Genomic DNA, 22,081 nt, shown 5'->3' on the forward strand with positions numbered 1-22,081 from the left:
CTATGCTCCTGAAATCGTTGAATCGATGTCTACGGTAAAGCTCGCTCCAGTCTTCTGTCGCACTTCGTCTTCAGTTACATCGGGTGCGATCTGACGCAATACGAGTTTGTGGTCCACAATGTCGAATACTGCTAAGTCAGTAATAATTCGGTCGACTACACCCGCGCCCGTTAACGGAAGTGAACACTCCTGAACGATTTTCGGATCGCCATGTTTAGATGTGTGATCAGTCAGAATGACAACGCGCCGAGCACCCGCAACAAGATCCATTGCGCCACCCATGCCTTTAACGAGCTTTCCTGGAATCGTCCAATTCGCTAAGTCCCCGGTAGCTGAGACTTCCATGGCTCCTAGGAAGGACGCTTTCATCTTGCCTGCACGAATCATGGCGAAAGATGTTGCCGAATCGAAGACAACTGCACCCTGGCGTAAGGTAATGGTCTGCTTACCAGCGTTGATCAAGTCTGGGTCTTCTTCTAGTGGATAGGGATAAGGCCCCATCCCGAGGATGCCGTTCTCGCTTTGGATATTGACATCCACGCCTTCAGGAAGGTTGCTCGCAATGAGCGTTGGGATTCCGATGCCCAGGTTGATGTAGTCACCATCTTTTAGCTCCGCGGCGGCAATTGCAGCCATTTCATCTCTAGTCCAACTCATTGTTACGCCTCCTGTATTTCGTGTGCTGGAACGGGGTATGGCCGGTTGACTACTTTCTCAATTTCGGAAGGGACCACAGATTGAGTGATGTAATGAACGAATACACCTGGTGTGTGGAAATCATCTGGCCCCAATTCACCCCGCGGCAGAATTGATTCCGCTTCGACAAAAGTCGTCTTCCCGTTTTGTGCAACCAATGGATTGAAATTACGTGCCGCGAGACGGAAACGTAGATTTCCCTCGACATCTGACTTGTGGGCTTTCACAAGCGCTACGTCTGATTCAATCGCGGTTTCAAGCACATAAGTCTTGCCATTAATCTCACGAGTCGGCTTGCCTTCAGCAAGCTCAGTGCCAACTGCGGTTTGTGTGTAGAAACCACCAATGCCGGACCCTCCTGAGCGAATTCGCTCAGCCAGAGTTCCTTGTGGAACAAACTCAACTTCAATTTTCCCAGAAAGATACTGCTCCATGAAGAGCTTGTTCTCTCCGATATAGCTCGCAAGTACCTTTGAGACTTGACCATTCTCCAAGAGTCTTCCGAGCCCAACACCATCGATACCCATATTATTGGACACAATGGTCAGGTCCTTGACGCCAGAGTCTCTAACCATTTCGATCAGTGTGCTGGGGGTACCTGCAACACCGAAACCTCCGACGGCAATGGTCATTCCATCGAAGAGCTTCTCTCTCAAGAGTTCTTCAAAGTTATCCGTAACCTTGCGCAATTTACGCACCTTCCAGTAAATCAATTTCTTACTGTGCTTTAGGTTACGTTTTCACAAGAAGGTAATCTAGGATAATTCCTACAATTTAATCTGTTGAATTTTTGTAGTTTTCTACAAGGGCTTCGGAATCTCGAGCACCCACGCCAAGCCAATAAGATCGTCGATATTGTCAGGATCAAACCCTGTTAACTCGCTAAATCTATTCAACCGATATCGAACTGAGTTCTGATGCACGTGCATTACTTCTGCGGTGCGAGACACCACTCGGCCATTGAGCATCCAAGCGCGAATTGTATCAATGAGTTCTTCCGAGAACTCACTCTTAGACTCAATCGGTTCTAAAAATCTCTGCCGGAAGAGTGCATCTACAAACTCATCCTGAGTTGCGACAAGACGCCAATTCAGCTCAGTAATCCCCTGCAGACCAGTTCTCCCCAGCCTCAATGCCAATCTAGCCGATTGAGTAGCAATCAGGTTTGAAATGGGACTTTCAACGATTGATAAAAACGGCCCAATTCCAATAACTGTCTCTCCCTGTGGTTGCGGCTTGACCGCCACCAATCCCACACAGCGTTGTTGGTCTTCAATGACCACGATCGCTTTCGCGCCCGGTTTACTGCCGGTCTTCTCCAAATTCGCCCTAACGGTTTCGGGATTCAGGCCATCCGGGACAATCGCTCGCATCGCTGCGTAATGCTCACTTGAGTTGATTGACAGTATTTTCTTCTCTTCGATATTTAGGGACTTTCCAGAGAGCAATGTCCTTAACGCCGCTGCTCGCCGGGATGCATCAGCCACTGCTGACTGGATTTGAAGATTGTTAAAAGTGCTGACAGAGCGGATGGTGAACGCATCGCTCACTCCCGACAGGACCGTAGATCCCCTAATCAAGTCTTCCTTTTCTAGACGCTTTAGGGCCAAGTCAATGAAGAGCTCGTGGATCTTTGAGAAGGACATTCGAAATGCCAGAATCACTTGGTCAACAGCGACACCACTATGGAACCGCTCTGTCGTCGTGATCGCCGCCCCATCAACATCTTCGGGTGTAGGAACTTTGTCAGCTTTAAGGAATTCGACTGCCATCTTGAGATTGCGACTAATGGACGCCTGCAGTGCTTCATCGGTGACGTCAACGTAGGAATCAAGTTGATCCAGAATTTCTGCAACGGTTTCTGCTTGGAGTCGCGGAAGCGCCGATTCAAGCTCTCCGATAATCGCTTCGAGCTCGCGCCCTTTCACTTCTTTTCCTTCAATGCGTGGCGTAGCTCTGCGCTTATCATTCTTCGCGCCACTTGCGCATCCGATATCGCTCCACCCATTTGCAGAAACGGATGTACTTGTCCTTTGAACTCGATTGCGCTGACCGTGTTTCCGGCCTTCAGCATGCGTTCTGCGTAATCACTCACTTCGCTCACCAGTGGGTCACATTCCGCGGTAATGATTGTTGCGGGCGGGAGACCCGTAAGCTGATCATTCAATCCGGGCGACATCCTCACATTGCTTCTATCGTGCCCGCCCGCGTAAGAATCATAGAAATATGTCAGCCGACGCCTGGTCAGAAAATATCCATCGGCAAATTCATCGTGCGATGCGGTATCAAAAGTCGACAAATTCAGGACCGGATAAATGAGTACCTGATGCACAATCTGTTCACGTCGCTCTTGCGCAATCTCCGCTGCAATATTTCCGCCGGCACTGTCGCCACCAATCGCGACCAAGTTCGGGTCTATCTGCAGGCCAGATTCTCCCGCTAACACTTCGTCGACTACCGCTAGGCAATCCTCGAGTGGCGCGGGGAACGGATTCTCCGGCGCACGACGGTAATGAACACTGATACAAATCATCCCCGTACCATCTGCAATATCACGCACAGTTGAATCATTCGTATCTAAGTCACCCAGCACCCAACCACCGCCATGGAAGTATATAAACGCTGGACCAGCTGTAGATCCAGGTTCTAACTCCACATCAATTGGAACATAAACGCGCACTTCAACACCGGCAATTGTAGTATCAGGAACCGAAGCCAACTTAATCTTAGCGCCCCAATCTGCGCTTCCCTTCAATTGATTTGCCCAGTTCTCATCAGGACTCAATAGATCAAGAGGTACCGCTTGGCTAGTTGCATCTAAAAACGCCTGTGCTTCTGGGTGAACATATCTCATTGTGGCAATTCCTCACGTCGATATTTCCATTAATACCTTTAGTCTGCCAGCATCGTTCGACTTTTCTAGGGGAATTACAAAGTTTGAATGCGCTACCATCAAAATTTCGGTGTTGGTAGCGCATTACGGTATTGAGCCGTTAAATATATTCAATGGAAATGGGCCTTATTGGGTGAAAGACCTAGGGCTCTCCACTCGCACCGAACCCTTTTCTTCGTGTGGCAATTACCTCTTGATGCTCAGCCAGCAAATGTTGATTTCTCCAAAAATCGAAGGGTAACTGACTCCAAACGGGTTCACCACAAGACTTTGACGAAGACTCCGCCAGTTTTGCAAAGTTCCGTGAGCTAGTCTTCGTCTTCTTCGAGCACTGGCTTCTTTTCAGCGGTATTGAATGCGATGAAGCCGAAGAGGCTGGCGGTAATCGCTAGGGCGATTGAAGGCTGCGCGAATGTGTTGTAGGCGCCGCTGACTATGTCACCGCTTTGGATAATCAGCCCCAGGGCTTGCCCGAAGACAATAATGAAGCCCAAGATGAGAAAGAGGATCATTGCCAGAGCAAAGAGTACTGTGCTTGCGCGGTTAATTGACTGTTTCATGATTAGCCTCCAGTCGGTACGGGAATAATACCCAGGGCGATGAGAACACCAAGGATGAAGAATGGAACAACGTAGTAAACCACCAGTGGGATGAACGTCTTTTCCGGTTTGGCGCCGGTAATACCACAAGCAACGAAGATGGAGCCCGAAGCCGGAGGTGATGCACCTTCAGTAGATGCGAAGACCAGGATGGCGATGAGCGCGAGGATTGGTTCGACACCTGCGCCGACCATGGCAAACAATGACACCTGACCAACAGCACTCAGCGTTGCAGATGAGGACAGTGGACCGGCAACGGCAACAACCAGCAGGCCAACAAGGGTAACCAGCAGCCACTGCGGAAGGTTGAGGCTTTCCAGCACCATGTTAACGTCACGGTCCAGACCGAGCTGCGCGAGAATCTCACTGGCCAAAATGGCGAAGAATAAGATTGAGCCGATGGTGTAGAAATGCGAGATGCCGCCTTCCATGAACTTCCACCAGGCCTTAGGTGACTTAGGTAGATTCTTCCAAGCCACTATTGCGCTGATGAAGATGATGAGGACCGGAATCCACATAATCAGGGAGATATCCCCCATCGCTTCCCCGACTGGAGAGTTTTCAAGAGCATTAGCCAGTGGACCGACGGTCAAGAAGATAGGGATTACCGCACCGAAGAAGATGAGCGTCGATGGCCAGCCCTGCTTCATTGTTGTCTTCAACGGAACGTGTTCCGCCCCAGTTTCTGCTTTGATACCGTCACGGTAGACAAACCACATGGTGAGGAAGATTCGGTAGACCACCTGGTAGGTACCAGCAACCAGCAGTGCGAGGTAAACCTGGCTGGTCGTCACCATCGTGCCGGCGAAGCCAATCATGATGACCATCGAAGCACTTGGTGGAAGAGCCGCACCTAGACCAGCGTTGCCGGCGATGACGGTTGCAGCACGGTGCTTGGTCCAACCCGTTCGCACCATCCACGGTCCCGTAATCGAACCACTGGCTGCTGCGTTACCAGTATTGGAACCGCCGGCCAAAGCGCCCATGGCGCCCGAAGCAACGGTATCTACCAGGGCTGGCCCACCAGGAAGTCGCCCTAGAGCGGAACTCAAGATTGCGATGAGTTTGTCCATCACGCCGGTTTGCTGCACAAAGTAGGTCATAAAGACGAAAGCTGTGGCGGCGAAGAGGACTTCATTTTCGATGGCATTCGAAACACCCGAAGCTACGTACTCGGGCGCCTGTGCACCGGCGAAGAGGAGAGTGGACAAGAAGCCGATGAGCATCGCTTCTGCCATGTTGCGTTTGAACACCACATTCCACACAACGATGACAGCAATGAATACGACCAGTGCGATCAATGCAATAGGCATGTCTTCTTCCTCCTTTCTTTAATTTTTAGGTGACTTGTTGGGCTTTAAGTTCGGCTGCTTCTTGTTGAATCTTTTCTCGTCGTTGCGCTTCATCAGCCACAACAGCCTGGCCTGCGGCCAGCACTTGTTCCGCACTTTCAGCTGGAACAACAACCACGCCATCGACATCGGCCACGATGTAATCGCGGTGGCGGCAAACAACTCCGCCGATTGCGATATCGACGCCGAGCCTGCCCGGACCGGTCTTGTAAGGACCTGCCGGCGATACCGCACGTGCCCAGACTGGGAATCCCAGTTTCTGCAGCTCATCAACATCACGCACTGCGCCATCAATAATCATTCCAATGATGCCTGCGTTTTGTGCTCGTTGTGCGATTAATTCGCCCATCAATGCACGTTCGGTGAAGCCACTGCCGGAAATCACGAGGATGTCGCCGGGCGTCACTTCTTTCAATGCGCGGTGTAGCGCCTGGTTATCGCCTTCGCGGGTATGAATGGTGAAGGCTTTTCCTGCCAATGGCGCCGAAGGCCACATTGGTTTGATGGCATTATCCACCAGTCCGAGGCGGTCGCCGCCGTCACCAATCGCTGCGGTCGGTATCTTCGCCAGCTCAGCTGACAGGTCTTTCTGCCCCTCGCGCGCCCAGTGCAAATGCAGGTCCAAAGCACCACGGGTCACAGGCCAGTTCAGTGCTGCACCAGCATGTTCTTGCAGCTGCGCCAGGCTATCCTTAAGCTCAAAGGAGCGGCGGGTGGCATGTTGCTTGGTGCCATCGTAAAGCCTGTCGAGCGCCGCTTCACCATCCACGATGGCGTCAGCAATCTGCTTGCGCATCCATTCAACTTCGCCGGTCTCTTCGCCAGCGCGCATGGACTCGGTAATCAGCGCGCCCAGGCCCTTCATGAATACGCTGCGCAGCAGCTTTCGCTGGGATGCATCACCAATCTTGCCACCAATAGACTCCGCATCAGCGCCGATAACCTGCATCGCCGCCACGGCGGCATCGGCATGCTCGCCCGAAAGCAGCATGTGAACCTCGGCGCCGTAGCGCATAACGGAACCGATAACAGCCCCATCAACCATCTTGATATCCGTGCCGAGAGCTTCCGCGACTTCGAGCTTTTTGCTTGGCGATGCCGAGTTGAGGTCGATGTACACCGCCCCCGTCTTGGCACTGCCGCGTGCTTCTTCGGCGACGATGACGGATGCACGTGCCGCGACCAAGCTGATGATCAAATCCGCGCCGTCTACCGCCTCGCTTACCGATGCCGCGATAGTCACACCGTTCGGCGCTTCGACCTCGCGAACGTCGAATCCACGAACATCATTGCTTTGCTCGGCGAAAGCTGCAGCGTACATTTTGCCGGCTTCGCCCAGACCTAGAATTGCTACCTTCATAACTCCTCTATCACTAGATGATATTTTGTATCACTCTGTGAAGTGATTAGAAGAAATTGTGACCCAAGGCGCACAGAATGTCAATTGTGTTTCAAGAAATTTTTCTCACGAGGTGATAACTTGTTTCGCACAGGGTTGTGGAAGATACTGGAACCAATCACCGGGACTAAGAGAGGTAAAGAAGTTGGCTGAAAGCAATCAGGGTCGAACGCTTGAACGAGCGCTCGATGTCATCGAATGTGTCTCTTCTTCAACCGATCCGCTTACCCTCACGCAGATTTCCAAAGCCACCGGATTGCATATCGCGACCACCAAACGCATTTTGGGCACACTTGAGCGCCGTCTCTACCTCAAGCAAGCGCCGACCGGTTACACCTTGGGCCCGCAGGTTCTCCCCCACGCCCACGCATTCTTATTACAAGATCGCTTGGCCCTCATCTCTCCGCCTATCCTGCGGGAGCTGACTTCCGTGACGTCACTGACTTCATCAGTGTTCGTGCCTTCTGGCGATCAGCGCATCCTCATTTCGCGCATCGAAGCCCCCAATGCGCTGGGATATGAGTTTCCCATCGGCCAAATCCTGTCGCTCACCCTCGGCGGCGGCAAAATCTTACTCGCCCACAAATCTCCCGAGGATCAAGAGCGCATCATCAATGCCAGCGACCCGATGCCCCTCGCGGATAAGAACGTTCAAACGGCCGATAAGCTCCGAGCTGACATCGCACAGATCCAAGAGACAGGAATCTTTGTCAGTGCCTCAGAACGCAGCCAGGGCACAGTCAGCCTAACCGCGCCCATCCGCAATGGCGAGGATGAAGTCATTGCTTCAATCAACATCACCGGCCACGACGGCCTCACCAACGCCGAGGATATCCTTCAACACCAGCCAACTGTCCTTCAAGCCGCACGGCGGATCAGCACTCAGATGTTCTAAACAACAGGAAATCCAAGCAGGCGAAATTCGGCAGTCCACTATCCCAACATGGGCAGCTCTTCACCGAAGACATCAAATGAGATATACCTGCGAAGCCCGGCCTCATTAATCTGGAACCCATTGACCGTCAATAAACGATATCGTTCCTCTAGAAGCGGGGCGACTCTTGATCTCCCGCGCAAACATCTCCGTCAGCTTTTCCACGATCTCTTCAACAGAGTTCATCCGATAGTCAAACCGCCATCTATACCCCGGATGCACATTCAACATCCATCCAGGAACATCAAATCCAACGGAGTATGAAACATCGATACCACTTCGAAGATTGTTTGGGATAGGGGTGTGAAAAGCGATTTCTGCCAACTTCAATGGCTTATCCTTATAAATGAAAGCCAGCTGCTCATCGCAGGTGGTTATAAACTCAGATGATGTGTATTGCGCCAACTCCGCTGGAATCTCAATATCAATCCCAAGAACGATCATTTCGACATCAAATAGATGCCTATGTCGGTCAACTTTCGCAAGTTCATGCAGCCAATAGAGCGCATTTCCTGTCATCCCCGTTGGCGATTTGAAGGGCTGGCAAACTCGCAGTCTCTCCAAAGTCCACGGATGCAACCCTTTTAAGGATTTGTGATTGTTAAACTTATCCTCATCGGTAAATATTGGGAATGCACGGTCTCCCACACGAGTCGGTGGTCTCTGTCCCGTGTCAAAAACTGCAATTTCATATAGCAAACTGTCCAGCGCGGCTCGTAAACCGTTTGCCCACTCTCCAAACTTAATCGACATTTCATAGGGATATGGGTGAGTTGCCTTAGCAAATAGCTGCGCTCCCCTCCTACTGACTTCATGAAATTGCTCGACCGGATACTTCACTCGATAATCTTCATGAATCTGATACATCGCTTCTCGGTGTCTTTTTGCATTGCTAATGCGAGCAAACACATGATCAAAATTTGGGGTCAAGTCCATCTTTCCTCAATCAGAACCTCGGAACCCTTGCAGCAACCAGAACGGTAGGGTAATCCAAGCGCCGGCATCACAGCGCATTTTGACCTTTAAGTTTAATCCAAAGAAGCATTCCTTGTCAGCACTACCAGATTCCCAAACTTTCGGGGAGCAGTTCGACCCCTAGAACACTAGAAGTGCCTTGTAATTAGTTCATTTTGCTAAGTACTAGAGTCGGCCAATCTTGCCCAAACTAACCCGTAGCTGCCCCGTAAAAGGACAGTTTCAGGTAGTCTGGGCGCAGAATTTGTCAATTAAAAACCCGAAGTAACCAGGCAATTCACATTGGTGGGGCCAGCGGGGCTCGAACCCGCGACCAGCGGATTATGAGTCCGCGGCTCTAACCGACTGAGCTATAGCCCCATCACGCTGCAGCAGGACCTAGGTTAAACCCCAGTCCACTAACACGCCTAAATCATTATATAGGTGCGAGTTTTAGACATTAAATAAGGCTCGCACTTAGGAGTCCAGAATCTCCCAACATGACGAATGTACTAATAATTATTGATATTCAAGCTGAGCCTAATTGCGGACGATTCATTCGAAAATGGCCGCAAGAATGAGGCAAAGTGCAAAATTGGATACTTAACATATGCCCCAAAAACTCGACGAAACAAAGTTCCTGGATGTTTAGGCGCCGCAGGGTGCGCTCATTACAACCCCGAATTACTGCATCATCTCGTAGTTGACCGAACTGAACCACTGGCAACGAACTTTAAGTTCACGCAGAAAGCTCCCCGAAGTTGGCATTTCACTCATTAGCCCAACTTTCGAGGAGCATTCCCATCCCTTCTAACGAGGAATGAACTTAACTCCTCCACCACTCTTCACCGGTACAAAATTATAGAAGAATGCTGCAGCTCCGCCGAGCCCCAGTAATCCTAGGATCAGGGCGATAATCTTAACGTCAGAGGAAGAACTTGAACTAGTTGAAGATTCCTTAGCAGGCTTAGCGTCCGGTTTCGGCTCGACGGTCGGTTCAGGCTCGACGGTCGGTTCAGGTTCCACCGTTGGTTCAGGCTCGACGGTTGGTTCAGGCTCGACGGTTGGTTCAGGTTCCACCGTTGGTTCAGGCTCGACAGTTGGCTCGGGCTCGACGGTTGGTTCAGGCTCGACAGTTGGCTCGGGCTCGACAATAGGTTTCGGTTCAACAGAGATTTCAAATCCTGTTACAGTACTACTTCCATCGGCGAAGGTTACAAAAACAACCACGTCTCCCTTGCCAGCCTTAGGAGCATTGACCTTAAGGACGTCCCCCGCTGCACTTACTTCCCAGCCCACAGGCGCATCAGCGATCTCAACTTTCGCCCCTTTAGGAAGGTCATTAATCTCCAAATTGGACTCAAGACCTTCCACAACCCAAGGATTATCAATCCGTGGCGAGTACAGAAGCTTTTGAAGAGGGTAAACGGTGAACGTATGCTCAACTATTTCCTTTGAACCATCAGGGTAGGACACAAAGAATTTTACCGGGTTCGAGGCAGCCGTTCCCTTAACACTCCGAGGGAAAACGTGGAGCCATAACTCCGTGCTGCTGTAAACGCGTACGAGAAGGCCATTTTCACTGTCTCCGTCATCGCTAAAATTTGGATTTAGAACAGTCAATTCTGTGCCAGCGGGCACCCCAGAAATTGGGATCGTGGCAGCCTCTTCTGAAAAACCTCCAGTAGTAAACGGCTTGGGAATCAGACCAAATTCTGGTTGATACTGCTCGGCCATTGTCCGAGTTTCTTGGGCTTGGACTGCAGGCACTGCAATACCGGCAGTAGCTACGGAGAGGGATAACGCTAGGGCAAGCGAACGAAGCTTCACAGGAACTCCTTAAGAAAAGAATAGGTCCCATATAGCTTATACTCAGCTTTCTTAAACGCCTCATTAATGAGTATTGACCTTTGTAACAATGACTAAACGCCACGCGTCTTCCCAGGTTCGTGGCACTTAGATTGCTCCCATCGCTACACACGCCGATCCATGGACCCCACTCCGAGCGGTGGAGACCAAGCCATTTCGAGCAAGGATGAGACAGATCACATGTAGGTGTTTAGGCTTGGGGCCATGGCAAAAGCACTGATTGTTGTTGATGTTCAAAATGATTTCTGCCCGGGTGGTTCGCTCGGAACGGAGCGTGGGCATGAGGTGGCGCGGGGAATCAATGAGTTGATTACCGGTGAACATTCTTATGACCTGATTGTGGCAACGCAGGATTGGCATATCGATCCGGAGGGGCACTTTGCTGAAGATCCGGACTTTGTGGATACGTGGCCGGTTCACTGTGTGGCAGATACCGATGGGGCGCAGATGCACCCGGAGTTGGATGCCACAAAGATTCGGGAGTTCTTCCGCAAAGGTGAGTACACCGCGGCGTATTCAGGGTTTGAGGGGCATGCGGCATCAGATGATGAGACCATGATGGCGGATTGGCTAAAAGGCAATGGCGTCACGGAAGTGGATGTGGTGGGTATCGCCACGGACCACTGTGTATTGGCGACATCCAAGGATGCGGTGACGGAGGGTTTCGCCGTGAATGTGATTGCGAAATTATGCTCCCCTGTTGATGAAACCCGAGGTGAGAATGCTCTCAAACAGCTTGAGGAACTGGGCGCGAATATCATACGATAGTTGGAGATAACATCCATATCGTCATCCACCTCAGGAGCATTTGCCATGTCCGGCGCAGGCGTTTCTACCCATCCAGACTCAGTGAGCGGCAGCAAGGAACAACAGCCGCGTAAGCAAGCACCGGCGGCAAAGAAGAAGCGCAAGCGCACGCAGGGCTGGATGCCGAATCAACATGGCGCGTGGGTCATGCTGATCGTCCCACCGATTATGGGCGCCATCTTCGCGTCATCGTGGGCGGCACTGCCGCTGACGCTGACGTGGTGGGCAGGGTATTTCACCTACTTCGCCATCACTATTTGGCTCAAAGGCCGCCGGCGCAGCAAGCACCTGCCACCTGTGCTGACGTATGGCGGGATTACGGCGGTGGCGGGCATCGTTACGCTGCTTGCCCAGTGGCAACTGGTGGCGTGGCTGCCGATCTTCGTACCGATTATCGCGATTGCCATCTATGAAGCGGTTCAGCGCCGGGAGCGCTCACTACTGTCGGGCTGGTCAACGGTGGTGGCGGCATCACTGATGTTGCCCACGGTGGTATCGGCAGCCACCACCGGCACGCCCGCGGCCATCAGCGCCGATATCTGGCTGGCCACCGCATGGTTTACCGCATATTTCGGCGGCTCCATTTACTACGTTAAGTCGCTGATCCGGGACTTCGGCGATAAGAAGCGCTTCCAACAATCACTCATTTTCCACGGGGTGGTGCTGGTTGCGGCGGTCGCTCTGGCCAACGTCCAGCCGCACACCTGGCCCGTCGCCGTCGTTGCTGCCCTCTTGCTCGCCCGTGCCTATGCCATCCCGCGCAATGCGCAGAAGAAGAACCAGCGCACGGACCCGAAAACCGTAGGCAAAATTGACGCTGTCATCACCATTTTTGTGGTTCTCGCAGCCATCGCAGCATTTGGCAGCTAACTTCCACTCACCTTTCAGATTTGCGGCCTAAAGTCGCAATTATGGCGTTTGTAGATTTTGAATATTTCTTCTATCAGCTGTGGGGCGTGGTGGTTGACCATGTCATCCCGCTTATTGCCCTGTTGCTCATGGCTATTTTGGTCCCACGCTTGGGCCGTTTGACAATCACCATTATTGAGGGCCGGCTGGATGAGGAAGAAGAATCCACCAAGGGCCGCTTGGCGCTCTTGGGTGCGCTGATTTATGTTCTGCAGATCGTCGGGTATTTCATCCTGGTTGTGCTCGCGCTATCCAATCTGGGCGTGCCGCCGCTGGGTGCGGCGGTGCCGGCCACGATTGCATCGGCAGCCATTGGTTTCGGCGCGCAGACCATCATCGGTGACTTCCTGTCGGGCTTCTTTATCATTTCGGAGCGCCAATTCGGCGTGGGCGACTATGTCAGCTTTGATGGCACTGCCACCGCCATTGAGGGCACCGTTGTTGCGCTGACCTTGCGCGCTACCAAGATTCGTACGCCTTCGGGCGAAGTCGTCATGATTCCAAATGGCTCGGCGGGCGTGGTCACTAACTTCTCCCAAGAGTGGTCGCGCGCCGTGGTCAACTTCGATGTCCCGGTGCGCTCCGGTGAGAACCTGGACCACATCCAGCAGATCATTGAAGACACCGCGCAATCAGCCATCAATGATCCATCCATTGTGGATGATGTCGCCGGCGAGCTAGAAATCCTGCCCGCCACGTCTTTAACCGCGCCGACAGCGGCCGGCCAGCCGTGGAAGGTCAATTTCCGCATCCTCGTCGTGGTCAACCCGGCGCGCCAGTGGGCAGTGGAGCGCGGTATTCGCTCGGCGTTGCTCAATGTCTTTTGGGATCATTTCCGCACGCCTTTCGAGTCCCCACAGAATGAGCTCACCCAGGATACCCTGGCGGAGCTGGACCAGATCCGCCAGGACAAGGTGGCACCGGCCCCGAAGCCATTGCTTACCGATGCCCCCACCGAAAAGCTGGAGACCGTCGCCGATGAGTCCCCCACTGAGGAAATGCCTGTCACCCCGGCAGCGCCGGAAGAAACGAAAAAGGCAGCCAAGGCCGCAGAGAAGGACGAACGCAAGGAAGAAGAACTCGCCCCCACCGCCAAGGATGATGGCCCGGGCCGTCCAGCAAAGACTTCGACCTTAGACGCGACTGACTTATCAGAAGATACGTCAGTAGAAAACGCTAGCGATGAACCCGAAAATGAAACGGACGGCGAGAAGAGCAAGAAGAAGCGCCGTGACTTCTGGCGCACTGACGCTTATGACCAGCGTTGGAAGAAGATCATGAGCTTCGGTGGACGCATCCGCGTATCCACCACCGGTCTTATCCTCGCGCTACTCTTTACTGGCAGTTTGGCGCTGGCATCCTCCAATCCGGAAAATGGCTCCGCGGGCTTCTTATCCCCTGCCTATTGGCAGGAGCGCTCTGCAGAATCCAGCACGGAAACCACGGAACCTGAGGAGCCTGTGGAGACCACTGCTCCAGAACCATCTGTCGCTCCGCAGACCCCGGAGCCTTCCGTGCAGCCAACCCCTACGGAGGAGACCGCACCGGAAGATATCCAGCCTAATCAGGAACAGCTCGATGAATCTACGGATCCTTCGCAGGAGAACACCCCGAACTCCCAGGCACCAACGCAGCCTAATCTACCGAATCAGCAGAACCAGCAAGACCAGGACGGCACGACCCAAGACTCCGGCACGCAAGACACTGGTGCGCAGGGCACCGGTGCGCAAGGCACTGCGGTTCCAGAAGATACCGGCGCTGCGTCTGGTGCAGACACAATAGAGGTTCCCGAACCTATTGAGCAGCTTCTGCCCTAGTTCGGATACTTCCTCAAGCCCCAGCGGGTGAGCGTAAAACGCTCACCCGCTTCCTTACGCCGAAGGGGATCATATGTATTGAAAATCAGACATTAAACGCCACGTTGGTCACATTAGTCACTTTGTTAACAATTTCCTCTTTCTCAGCTGAGAAAACTTTGATATTTTGCTTAATACAACCGATCCATAAATGCCCCCTTGGCTAAACATGGTTCGGCCTTCCCCACTTTTCATTTCAGGAGTTTTCATGGCTTTAAAGAAGGCATTGGCTACGGTAGCTGTATCTGCCACAGCTGCCGCCGTACTGGTGTCCACCGCTGGCGCACAGGAAAAGACCGCTTCAGTTGCACAGGGCGACCTGGTTGGCAATTGCTACGTCAGTTTCAACGACCCATCCACCAACCGTTCCTACTTCTCTGACCACTGTGCAGAGTCCGAGAACTCAACCCGCCTCTACGGCGAGGACAATGCGCCCATCGATGGCCTGGGTGAATTCCATCCCTCCGGCCAAAGCGAAATCGGCGCGCAGCTGGCCTACATCCAGTGGACTGATGAGGTCGAAGTTGAAGCCAACACCATCTCCACCAATGGTTTTGATACCGCACCAAATGTTGGCGATACGGTCTACTTCAGCCAGCCTGAGTACACCGACTCCCCTGCTGTCTCCGGCCAGGGCACCTATGCCGGCAAGATTAACGGCACCCACTTCATCGACTTCGGCGTGAACACCGGCCTGCTCAACGGCACCCCAGTCTGGACCGACAATGGTCTGCTAGGCATCGTCAACGGCCACTTCACCTCCGGCGCTCACCCAGCACTGAGCCTGGTTGCTTCCACCGAAGCCACCGGTGGCGCAATTGGCGAGGACACTCAGGACGAGCGCACCGAGCTTTATGATTCCTACTTCTCCGGTGAGACCACCCCGTCCACCTCGGAGGATCCGACGACGGAACCATCTACCGAGCCAACCCCTGAGCCAAGCGATCCTTCCACCACTCCAGAAGAGCCTTCCGAGGACAACGAACCTTCTGAAACCCCCAAGCCTTCCACTCCATCCGAGCCAAGCCCGGACCTTTCTTCCCTGAGCAGCTTCTCCTCCAGCGACCTCAGCATCCCAGGCCTGGACCTCAAGCTACCTTTCTAAGATTCTGAGTGCTTGAGAAAAATTAATGGCGCTGACTTCCCCACCAGGAGGTCAGCGCCACTTTTCTGTAATTCTCAGTCCGCAATCCGAGGCTTCGCATCCATGCTGATGGATGCCCCGACGACCATTGCATAACGGCGGATCGAGCCCATCGTGGGATTGGAATCGTATTTTTCAAAAAGGGGTACCGCACTTTGAGAAAGGCCAAGTAGCTGACCCACATCGGCTTGCGATAACCCTTTTGCTTCACGAATCTTAATCAGGCTCTCTATGAACTCGCGCTACTCTTTGAGAATCTCCATTGCGTGTGCTTTAAGCTCACTTTGAATCTCGTCGCTCATAAGTTTTAGCTTATATTTCTTCGGCGCCAGTTTCATTCCTCAAGGCCTCAAGCAGCTTGTGGACTTAGTCTTCGCGCTCTTTGTACTTCTCTATCAGACGGTTGACCAGCTCATCAGTGAGTTTGTCATCGGAAAGAATCATGTCCAACATCTCGCCGTGCGCATCATCTTTACGCTCAGCGTCCTTATCTGAGCGGTCCGTATTGGTTTCCTCGTCATAGTCCTCATAGGCTTCGCCGGAAAAGTCCATGCCCATATCGGCAAAGAAACCGGTACTAGATTCTTTCTCCTCACGCGAGTCCTCAGAATCCCCCGCCTCACCTTTTGCAGTGGTCGCACGTACACGATCCGCTAACCCCGGTGACGGCTCTGGTGCCTTGCGCTCGGATTCCTGAAGCATTGGCGCCGGCTGACTAGAGCGATTCTCTATCTGATCATCTGACTGCCCTGGCTCCACGCCGTCGAATTCGGAGGTGAAGGTCTCCAGAAATTCTTCTGCCGCCGTCTCAGCTGCCGAGCGACGCTTACCGCGTTTGACCTCCAACTCGATACGCCGCTGCAGAGCTTTCTCCATCTGGCGATGCCGCCAGGACCGAATCCGGGTTGGTTCATACTTGCGCCCTACCGCACGGCTTTTATCTTCTGCCTTCTTAGCAAGCTCAGCGACCTGCGCCGCTGAGTCATTAACCGGCGCCCACTCAGGATTAGAGCGCAGACGCCAGCCGCCCCAATAGCCCAAAAGCGACAAGAAGATACTGACTAGCGGGCCCAAAATCATGCCGACGGCCAGATAGCCGAAGGAATCTGCAGTCAACACGATGACTGATGCCGCAATCGCCGGAATAACCGTTGGCTGATTATCACCAAAGACACCGGGCACACGACCAGTCACCACGTCACGAATCATGGAACCGCCAGTAGCGGTAAAGACACCCATCATGATGCAGGGCACCACTGGCAGGCCAAACGTCAACGCCTTTACCGTGCCCGTGCCGGCCCACAGCCCAGAAACAATTGCATCACCGTGTGCTTGCAGGATCTCCCAGGTCTTTCCTTTGAAGTACACGAAGCGGGCAATCAAAGCCCCAGAAAAAGCCAGGATCAAATACTCGGGCTGGGACATCGCAGCAACTGTGCCCCGATTAATCAGCACGTCACGAATCATGCCGCCGCCAAGGGAAGAGAACAGCGCGATGTAGAAGAAACCGATGATGTCATAGCCACGCTGTCTGGCGATGGTTCCACCAATGATTCCCATCAGCAATACACCGCTGACATCAGACCAGCGGTATAACAAATCAATGAGCGGATCAACCTCTTGCATGCGCTTCATTGTATAAACTATGCACACATTTCGGCTGAGCTACCCCAATTATGAAAGAGTTATCGCCACGATTTGTTCACGAAGCCGCTCAAGCCTGACTCTCCAGACCAAAGCATCGCACATCCCACCAAGCCAACTATTCTGAAATGCCAAAGAAAGTCTCCGACTTCTCAGTCAGGGCGAAGACCAACGGCCGTTTCGAGAGTTCTTCGATATACCCCAAGTCACGCAGCGTAATGGTATGTGGCCGAATGGCTCCCGTAGACTTCCCCAGCGCCGCGCTTAGTTCTTTCATTGACATCCCAAGACGTGGGCCGAACAGCTTAACTTGTCCCAGCAAAAAGAGAACTCCGGTTTCTCCATCGTCCAGCTCCACTCCAAGCTCCTGAATCCTCGAAATCAAGAGACTCAACTGATCGAGTTTCTCAATCAATGTATCCGTTAGCTCTTCCATCGCGCCAAGAAGAATATCCGCCATATCCTTCACAAAGAAGGTCAATTCGCTTTGGTTAAGCACATCTTCTGCAGTTCTAAATGCTTTGTAGTACTTGTTTTTTTCACGCAGCACTGCTGACGATAGTGAAATTGCCGTCGGTGCAGAAAGAATCTCAGAAAGTCGCAGACCTAAGAGAAAACGCCCCAACCGTCCATTGCCGTCATAAAATGGATGAATATGCTCCAAAATGAAATGGCCTACAAAAGCATTCACTAACACGTGGTTAGATTCCTGCTGAGAATGAAGCATCGTCTGTACCCCGGCATGTATCAACTCCTCGCCAGTAACGCCATGATGAATCTGTCTCACGCCATCGGTGATGCTGACAGTTCCCTTCCGAAAGTATTCACCGTCGAGTTGGTCATCCTCCGAAATTTCTTCACCTAAGAGCTTGTCGTATAACGAACGCAGCTCCTTTAAAGTAGTCGGAAAATGTGCGCGTTCGCTTTCCAGTTCGCCGAACAAAAGCAAGTAGGTTTGCGCCATTTCATGAAAACGCCGAAGCCCCGTCCTCACAGAACTTGACTTCTCCGCTGCCTGGATAGCTTCATCAATCTCCTGCCTCGTCGAATGGATACCTTCGATTTCATTGGTCGAGAGAATTTCGTTAATTAGGAGTGTGTGCAGGTAGCTATTTTTGGCTGCACCAGGCAATCGTGCCCAGTATCTTTGAATCTCTAGTTCTTTCCTAAGGATTTTCTCAATTGAAGCAGAAAGCTCGCTAGTTAGATTCACAAAGACTGGCTGAGAGTTGACGTTATAGTTCCAAGTCAACGCTGAAGGAGAACCTATACGCGACTTAAATTCTAATTCAACGACGCTACGCTCGTCAGAACCAGCCCGGTGATAGGCAACTTTAAGAGGTTTGTAGTCCGACACCTTCATCACATTCTCCCATTCCAAAAGCATTTCCGCCGTTCACAGCTCTCTTCAACCCCAGAAAAATCTCGCCCTAAAGGAATCCACTCTGGATAAACAAAGGAATCGGCATATTTGAGACCAATTATAATAATCTATTTTACAATTTATCCCATTTTTGCAAAATAGACCGCAGTATCAGTCCGTTAATATCAGAATATAACGAATATATTAATAATATTGAGCACTGAAGGTTTTCAGTAGCCGCAATACCTCCACGTGAACTAACGTGGGGCCATGAGCGCCAAGAAGAAGCCCAATAAGGACGTAGCCCAAAAGACGGCAGGAGCTGAGGAACAGCAGGCCTTAACCGAAGCTGAACTTCAGCAGGTCAAGGAGCAGACTCGCCCTGGCATGGGCAAGATGTTTGGCGTGACCATTGCTCTCGCAGCGCTGGGCGGGGGTGCTCTTGCGGGTGGACTGGCTGTTGCTAATGATGCACCGCAGCGCGCAGATTATGCGATTTCCACCGAAGGTGACATGGAAATCACCAGTAACTTCACCACGGAGATCCACAATCCTGATGGTGTGCTCTCACAAGAAGATGAAGCACGCATGGAACGCGATGTTGAGCGCCTGGAGACTCCCGCCGTTGTGGAGCAGCTGCACTACATGGTGTTTGAAGAAAACGATGACAATGTCAATGACACTGTTGAAAACTACCTCCGCGATAATCATCCGGATCTTAAAGGGGATGATTACTTCGCGGACGGAGTGCTCATCGTTGGCGTTGGCCTAGACCCACGCCAAGCGTTCATCTTCGCTGGCGAAGACGTGGCTGAAGCTCTCGACCTGCGCGAAAGCTCCCATCTGGACAAATCACTCGATGCCATCAAACCAGGAGTCGAAGACGATAACATCCCGGCAGGTCTTTTTGCCGGTGCTAATGCCGCCACCGATACCTCCGAATTAGCAGAAGACGCCTATAACGATGCCATCGGAAACCGCGTCAGCATGCTCGTTGGTTCGGACATCGGCGGCGCAGGTGCCATCTTCGGCACGGGCATGGTGGCAGGTTCCCTTCGCCGCAACAAGACGAAGAAGATTGCCCAAGCACGCGCGGAGATGTCCCTAGTGGGCAAAGAATACGGCGAGCTCGCTACCCGACTCAATCACATTGACATCCGCGCACACTCCCTGACATCCCCATTTGCAAATGTCACCATGCGCAATCAATGGGAGGAAGTCCGCGACCGCTTCTTCAATATCCACAACCAAGTTGATTCCCTGGGCAACCTGACGTCCCAAGATTCCGATGAGCTCTTCTTGAAGAACGCCGATGAAATCCACCAAGCCGCGCTCACCACGCGTGAACTGAGCTTCGCGGAGGACAACATTGACAAGCTTTACCGCCTTGAGCACGGCGATGACGTGGTCCGTCGTACTGAATTGCAAGCGCTACGCGATGACGTCGTGGAAGCCCAAGTCAGCCTCGACGACTCCAAATCTGGTCTCTACGTCGAATTACAGAACCTGCGCGACCGTGCTGACTCGATGATGAACCGAACGCAAGATTCTGATTTCCTCGACCAGTACGTCATTCTCCTCGGCGATTACCGCACCGCGCTGGAAGAGCTCCGCAGGCAAGAATTCGATGATCTCGACGACTCCGAGACCACCGACCTGGTGGCCCCAGGTATCACCTCCCGCGACTACCGCCCTGGCTACGGCTACAACAACTTTGTGCCATTCTGGGCGATGAGCACTTGGCATTCCAACAACGTCGCTGCACAATCCGCTTCCTCCGGCGGCGGCGCCAACACCAGCTTCAGCTCCGGCTTCTCCGGCGCGGGCGGCTCATCGAGTTTCTAAGCCTCCTCGGGCCCGCCTTTACGTCTCTTCCATGATCAAAGGTGAAGAGAGTAGTGGATTGTGACCACAGCCAACGCTCACTCTAGTTGACTATATATTCATAAAAAATAGATACTTTTTATCCTTGGCGTGGTAAAACTTTGACTATGACCAACCCAGTTTCCGAGTTTCTCGGCACTAAATATGTCCCTATCCTCAAATCCAAAAAGGGCGAGCTCGACGCCCTCAAGCACATCAACCGCTCAGAACTCACTCCGCTCTTGGAGGTTCTCTCCCCTGAAAAAGCTGCGATTTCAATCCCCAAGGCATGGGACTTCAACCAGTATCCTCTGTGGATTCAACTTTTCGACGACCCCGAAGCAGAAAACCCTAACTTCCCAAACACGGTTCACGATTTCTTCAACAAATTAGGTCCAACTGCATTAATCACTCCAGTGCTGACCGTCAGTGAAGAACTTGAAACTCTCCAAGCATACTCTGGCCTTTCGATGGTTCAATCGAATGGAGTTACGCTTCGAATTGACGTTGAGGATCTCATCGATCCGTCTGTGGATATCGCTTCATACATCGACGACACACTCCACGAACTCGGAATGCGGCAGCAGGATGTGAATCTTCTTGTCGACGGAGGATTTCTGGAAGGCACACCTATAGTTCAATCAACCTTGGCCATCCAAGCACTTCGATCGTTGAACGTAACGTCGTGGAGAATGACTGTCCTCGCCTTCTCTGCTTTTCCATTCGAATTAGGGAAGGTCGCTCAAAAGTCCAGCACCACAGCAATCCCGCGCGATGATACACAAGCGTTTACATTGACAGTACAATCGACTGGAATGACGCTCATCTACTCAGATTATGGTGTCGGAAATCCGTCGTATTCCCAAGCTGCCTTCAGTCCAATCCCGAACTTGAAGTATGCCGCGGGGAGCAATTGGATGATTCACCGCGCCTCGTCCCGAAGCAATCCTGCACCACAGATCCAATCAATTGCTAGCAATATCGTCAGCGCACCATATTATGGCGGCCCCAGCTTCAGTGAGGCAGATAGTAAAATCGACGCTATTGCGTCATCATCCTCCGGGCCAGGAAACGCGACGACACACGTCGAGATTGGGATGAATCGTCACTTTCATGTAGTTCTGGATCGACTCGCCACGCTTGGCGTGCCATAAGAGATTCAGTCACAATATTCCGAAGCTCTACTCGGGTAGTTGATTTGGCCAAAAATCGGGCCAAATCATCTCTCGTAGCTCTGCTTCTTCCTTTAGAAAGTTCAAGGGAGTCGAGCGCCGAAAGCAGCTCATCCCGCCACAAGAGGGACGCCAAAAGCGTGTTGTCTCGAGCAGACCGCTGATAAGCGCGACGTACCTGTTTGTATTCGAGATTGCCTCGTTCATCCTTTTCCACAACAGCTAATCCCCAACCACGCTTCAATGCTTTTCGCGCGCTTGATAAGTGCTTAGGAGTGACAACCAGCGTGCAGAAATCGAAGACAGCGCCGAACACATCCATCTGTCGCGGCAAGCGATAAAGGCTGTCTAAATCACTTTTGAGCTCATACCCTTCAAGGATGTCACTGATTACCGCAACGTCGATTCGTCCGGCTTCACCGATGACGAATTCATCGACGATTTTGCTTTCCGCTTCATGCGGAAGTTGTTGGTGAACCACCGTTCTTAAGTCAAGCTCCGAGACATTCCCCATTCCTCGGATCCTACCCGACCAGCATTTCCCCTCCTCCATCTAAGGGGAAATGCCGACTTCAGTTGGCTTCGGCAATGCGGAAAGCGATATTCAGGCCCCATCAAACAACACCC

The 22,081-nt window shown here is 52.3% G+C and carries 21 protein-coding genes and 1 tRNA gene; 9 read left to right on the plus strand and 13 right to left on the minus strand.

What is annotated here, in order from left to right:
- The 4 genes from ACG98I_RS12125 to ACG98I_RS12140 all read right to left on the minus strand — a co-directional run bounded on the left by ACG98I_RS12125 (nt 1) and on the right by ACG98I_RS12140 (nt 3,550).
- Nucleotides 1–657 carry a 3-oxoacid CoA-transferase subunit B gene (locus ACG98I_RS12125; protein WP_394720856.1) on the minus strand — a complete coding sequence of 219 codons (657 nt, stop codon included), beginning with the start codon at nt 655–657 and terminating at the stop codon, nt 1–3.
- 2 nt (nt 658–659) lie between these two features.
- Nucleotides 660–1,328 (minus strand): CoA transferase subunit A, encoded by a 669-nt coding sequence (locus ACG98I_RS12130; RefSeq protein ID WP_394720880.1) that lies wholly within the window; start codon nt 1,326–1,328, stop codon nt 660–662.
- A 168-nt stretch (nt 1,329–1,496) separates the two neighbouring features.
- Nucleotides 1,497–2,624 carry a PucR family transcriptional regulator gene (locus tag ACG98I_RS12135; RefSeq protein ID WP_394720855.1) on the minus strand — a complete coding sequence of 376 codons (1,128 nt, stop codon included), beginning with the start codon at nt 2,622–2,624 and terminating at the stop codon, nt 1,497–1,499.
- The gene (locus ACG98I_RS12140; RefSeq protein ID WP_394720854.1) at nt 2,621–3,550 is read right to left on the minus strand and encodes an alpha/beta hydrolase; all 930 of its coding nucleotides are present in this window, start codon (nt 3,548–3,550) and stop codon (nt 2,621–2,623) included. The genes ACG98I_RS12135 and ACG98I_RS12140 overlap by 4 nt, the downstream gene beginning before the upstream one ends.
- A 1-nt stretch (nt 3,551) precedes the next feature.
- On the opposite strand from ACG98I_RS12140, the gene ACG98I_RS12145 reads away from it, so the two are divergent.
- On the plus strand, nt 3,552–3,830 hold the full coding sequence (locus ACG98I_RS12145; RefSeq protein WP_394720853.1) for a hypothetical protein: 279 nt from the start codon (nt 3,552–3,554) through the stop codon (nt 3,828–3,830).
- Nucleotides 3,831–3,897: 67 nt separating this feature from the next.
- On the opposite strand, the gene ACG98I_RS12150 is transcribed toward ACG98I_RS12145, so the two are convergent.
- Genes ACG98I_RS12150 through ACG98I_RS12160 form a run of 3 tightly spaced genes read right to left on the minus strand, consistent with a single transcriptional unit; the run spans nt 3,898 to nt 6,900 of the window.
- Nucleotides 3,898–4,149, minus strand: a complete 252-nt coding sequence (locus ACG98I_RS12150) for a hypothetical protein (RefSeq protein WP_394720852.1) — start codon at nt 4,147–4,149, stop codon at nt 3,898–3,900.
- 2 nt (nt 4,150–4,151) lie between these two features.
- The gene (locus tag ACG98I_RS12155) at nt 4,152–5,501 is read right to left on the minus strand and encodes a TRAP transporter large permease subunit (RefSeq protein ID WP_394720851.1); all 1,350 of its coding nucleotides are present in this window, start codon (nt 5,499–5,501) and stop codon (nt 4,152–4,154) included.
- 25 nt (nt 5,502–5,526) lie between these two features.
- Nucleotides 5,527–6,900 carry an NAD(P)-binding domain-containing protein gene (locus tag ACG98I_RS12160; protein WP_394720850.1) on the minus strand — a complete coding sequence of 458 codons (1,374 nt, stop codon included), beginning with the start codon at nt 6,898–6,900 and terminating at the stop codon, nt 5,527–5,529.
- 184 nt (nt 6,901–7,084) lie between these two features.
- Here ACG98I_RS12160 and ACG98I_RS12165 point away from each other — a divergent pair, with 184 nt between their 5' ends.
- On the plus strand, nt 7,085–7,834 hold the full coding sequence (locus tag ACG98I_RS12165; protein ID WP_394720849.1) for an IclR family transcriptional regulator: 750 nt from the start codon (nt 7,085–7,087) through the stop codon (nt 7,832–7,834).
- Between the two features lie 105 nt (nt 7,835–7,939).
- Here the strand turns inward: ACG98I_RS12165 and ACG98I_RS12170 are convergent, their stop codons facing one another.
- Nucleotides 7,940–8,809: a hypothetical protein gene (locus tag ACG98I_RS12170; RefSeq protein WP_394720848.1), complete on the minus strand. Its 870-nt coding sequence runs from the start codon at nt 8,807–8,809 to the stop codon at nt 7,940–7,942.
- Between the two features lie 322 nt (nt 8,810–9,131).
- Nucleotides 9,132–9,208 (minus strand) — tRNA-Ile (locus ACG98I_RS12175).
- Nucleotides 9,209–9,743: 535 nt separating this feature from the next.
- Between ACG98I_RS12175 and ACG98I_RS12180 the strand changes: the two genes are divergently transcribed.
- From ACG98I_RS12180 to ACG98I_RS12200, 5 genes are all read left to right on the plus strand, one after another.
- Entirely contained in the window at nt 9,744–10,244 is a 501-nt protein-coding gene (locus ACG98I_RS12180) for a hypothetical protein (protein ID WP_394732575.1), read from the plus strand.
- 656 nt (nt 10,245–10,900) lie between these two features.
- The gene (locus ACG98I_RS12185) at nt 10,901–11,464 is read left to right on the plus strand and encodes a nicotinamidase (protein WP_394720847.1); all 564 of its coding nucleotides are present in this window, start codon (nt 10,901–10,903) and stop codon (nt 11,462–11,464) included.
- 45 nt (nt 11,465–11,509) lie between these two features.
- Complete coding sequence (locus tag ACG98I_RS12190) at nt 11,510–12,373, plus strand: YwiC-like family protein (protein WP_394720846.1); 864 nt, start codon at nt 11,510–11,512, stop codon at nt 12,371–12,373.
- A 41-nt stretch (nt 12,374–12,414) separates the two neighbouring features.
- Nucleotides 12,415–14,229, plus strand: a complete 1,815-nt coding sequence (locus ACG98I_RS12195; RefSeq protein ID WP_394720845.1) for a mechanosensitive ion channel family protein — start codon at nt 12,415–12,417, stop codon at nt 14,227–14,229.
- Between the two features lie 247 nt (nt 14,230–14,476).
- On the plus strand, nt 14,477–15,373 hold the full coding sequence (locus ACG98I_RS12200) for a histone deacetylase (RefSeq protein ID WP_394720844.1): 897 nt from the start codon (nt 14,477–14,479) through the stop codon (nt 15,371–15,373).
- A gap of 74 nt (nt 15,374–15,447) precedes the next feature.
- On the opposite strand, the gene ACG98I_RS12205 is transcribed toward ACG98I_RS12200, so the two are convergent.
- The 3 genes from ACG98I_RS12205 to ACG98I_RS12215 form a co-directional block, all read right to left on the minus strand.
- Nucleotides 15,448–15,645: a helix-turn-helix transcriptional regulator gene (locus ACG98I_RS12205; protein WP_394732577.1), complete on the minus strand. Its 198-nt coding sequence runs from the start codon at nt 15,643–15,645 to the stop codon at nt 15,448–15,450.
- A gap of 133 nt (nt 15,646–15,778) precedes the next feature.
- Nucleotides 15,779–17,047, minus strand: a complete 1,269-nt coding sequence (locus ACG98I_RS12210; protein WP_394720843.1) for a TRIC cation channel family protein — start codon at nt 17,045–17,047, stop codon at nt 15,779–15,781.
- Between the two features lie 127 nt (nt 17,048–17,174).
- A complete protein-coding gene (locus ACG98I_RS12215) occupies nt 17,175–18,419 on the minus strand; it encodes a Fic family protein (protein WP_394720842.1) in 1,245 nt (414 codons plus the stop codon).
- Nucleotides 18,420–18,689: 270 nt separating this feature from the next.
- Here ACG98I_RS12215 and ACG98I_RS12220 point away from each other — a divergent pair, with 270 nt between their 5' ends.
- Together ACG98I_RS12220 and ACG98I_RS12225 are read left to right on the plus strand one after the other, a co-directional pair.
- Nucleotides 18,690–20,264: a DUF5129 domain-containing protein gene (locus ACG98I_RS12220; protein ID WP_394720841.1), complete on the plus strand. Its 1,575-nt coding sequence runs from the start codon at nt 18,690–18,692 to the stop codon at nt 20,262–20,264.
- A 146-nt stretch (nt 20,265–20,410) separates the two neighbouring features.
- Nucleotides 20,411–21,436, plus strand: a complete 1,026-nt coding sequence (locus ACG98I_RS12225; RefSeq protein WP_394720840.1) for a hypothetical protein — start codon at nt 20,411–20,413, stop codon at nt 21,434–21,436.
- Here the strand turns inward: ACG98I_RS12225 and ACG98I_RS12230 are convergent.
- Nucleotides 21,324–22,007, minus strand: a complete 684-nt coding sequence (locus ACG98I_RS12230) for a sce7726 family protein (protein ID WP_394732573.1) — start codon at nt 22,005–22,007, stop codon at nt 21,324–21,326. The two genes, ACG98I_RS12225 and ACG98I_RS12230, sit on opposite strands and share 113 nt — an antisense overlap.
- Nucleotides 22,008–22,081 lie beyond the last annotated feature (74 nt).

Origin of the sequence: Corynebacterium sp. L4757, from assembly GCF_043673995.1 — a bacterium.
GTDB lineage: Bacteria > Actinomycetota > Actinomycetes > Mycobacteriales > Mycobacteriaceae > Corynebacterium.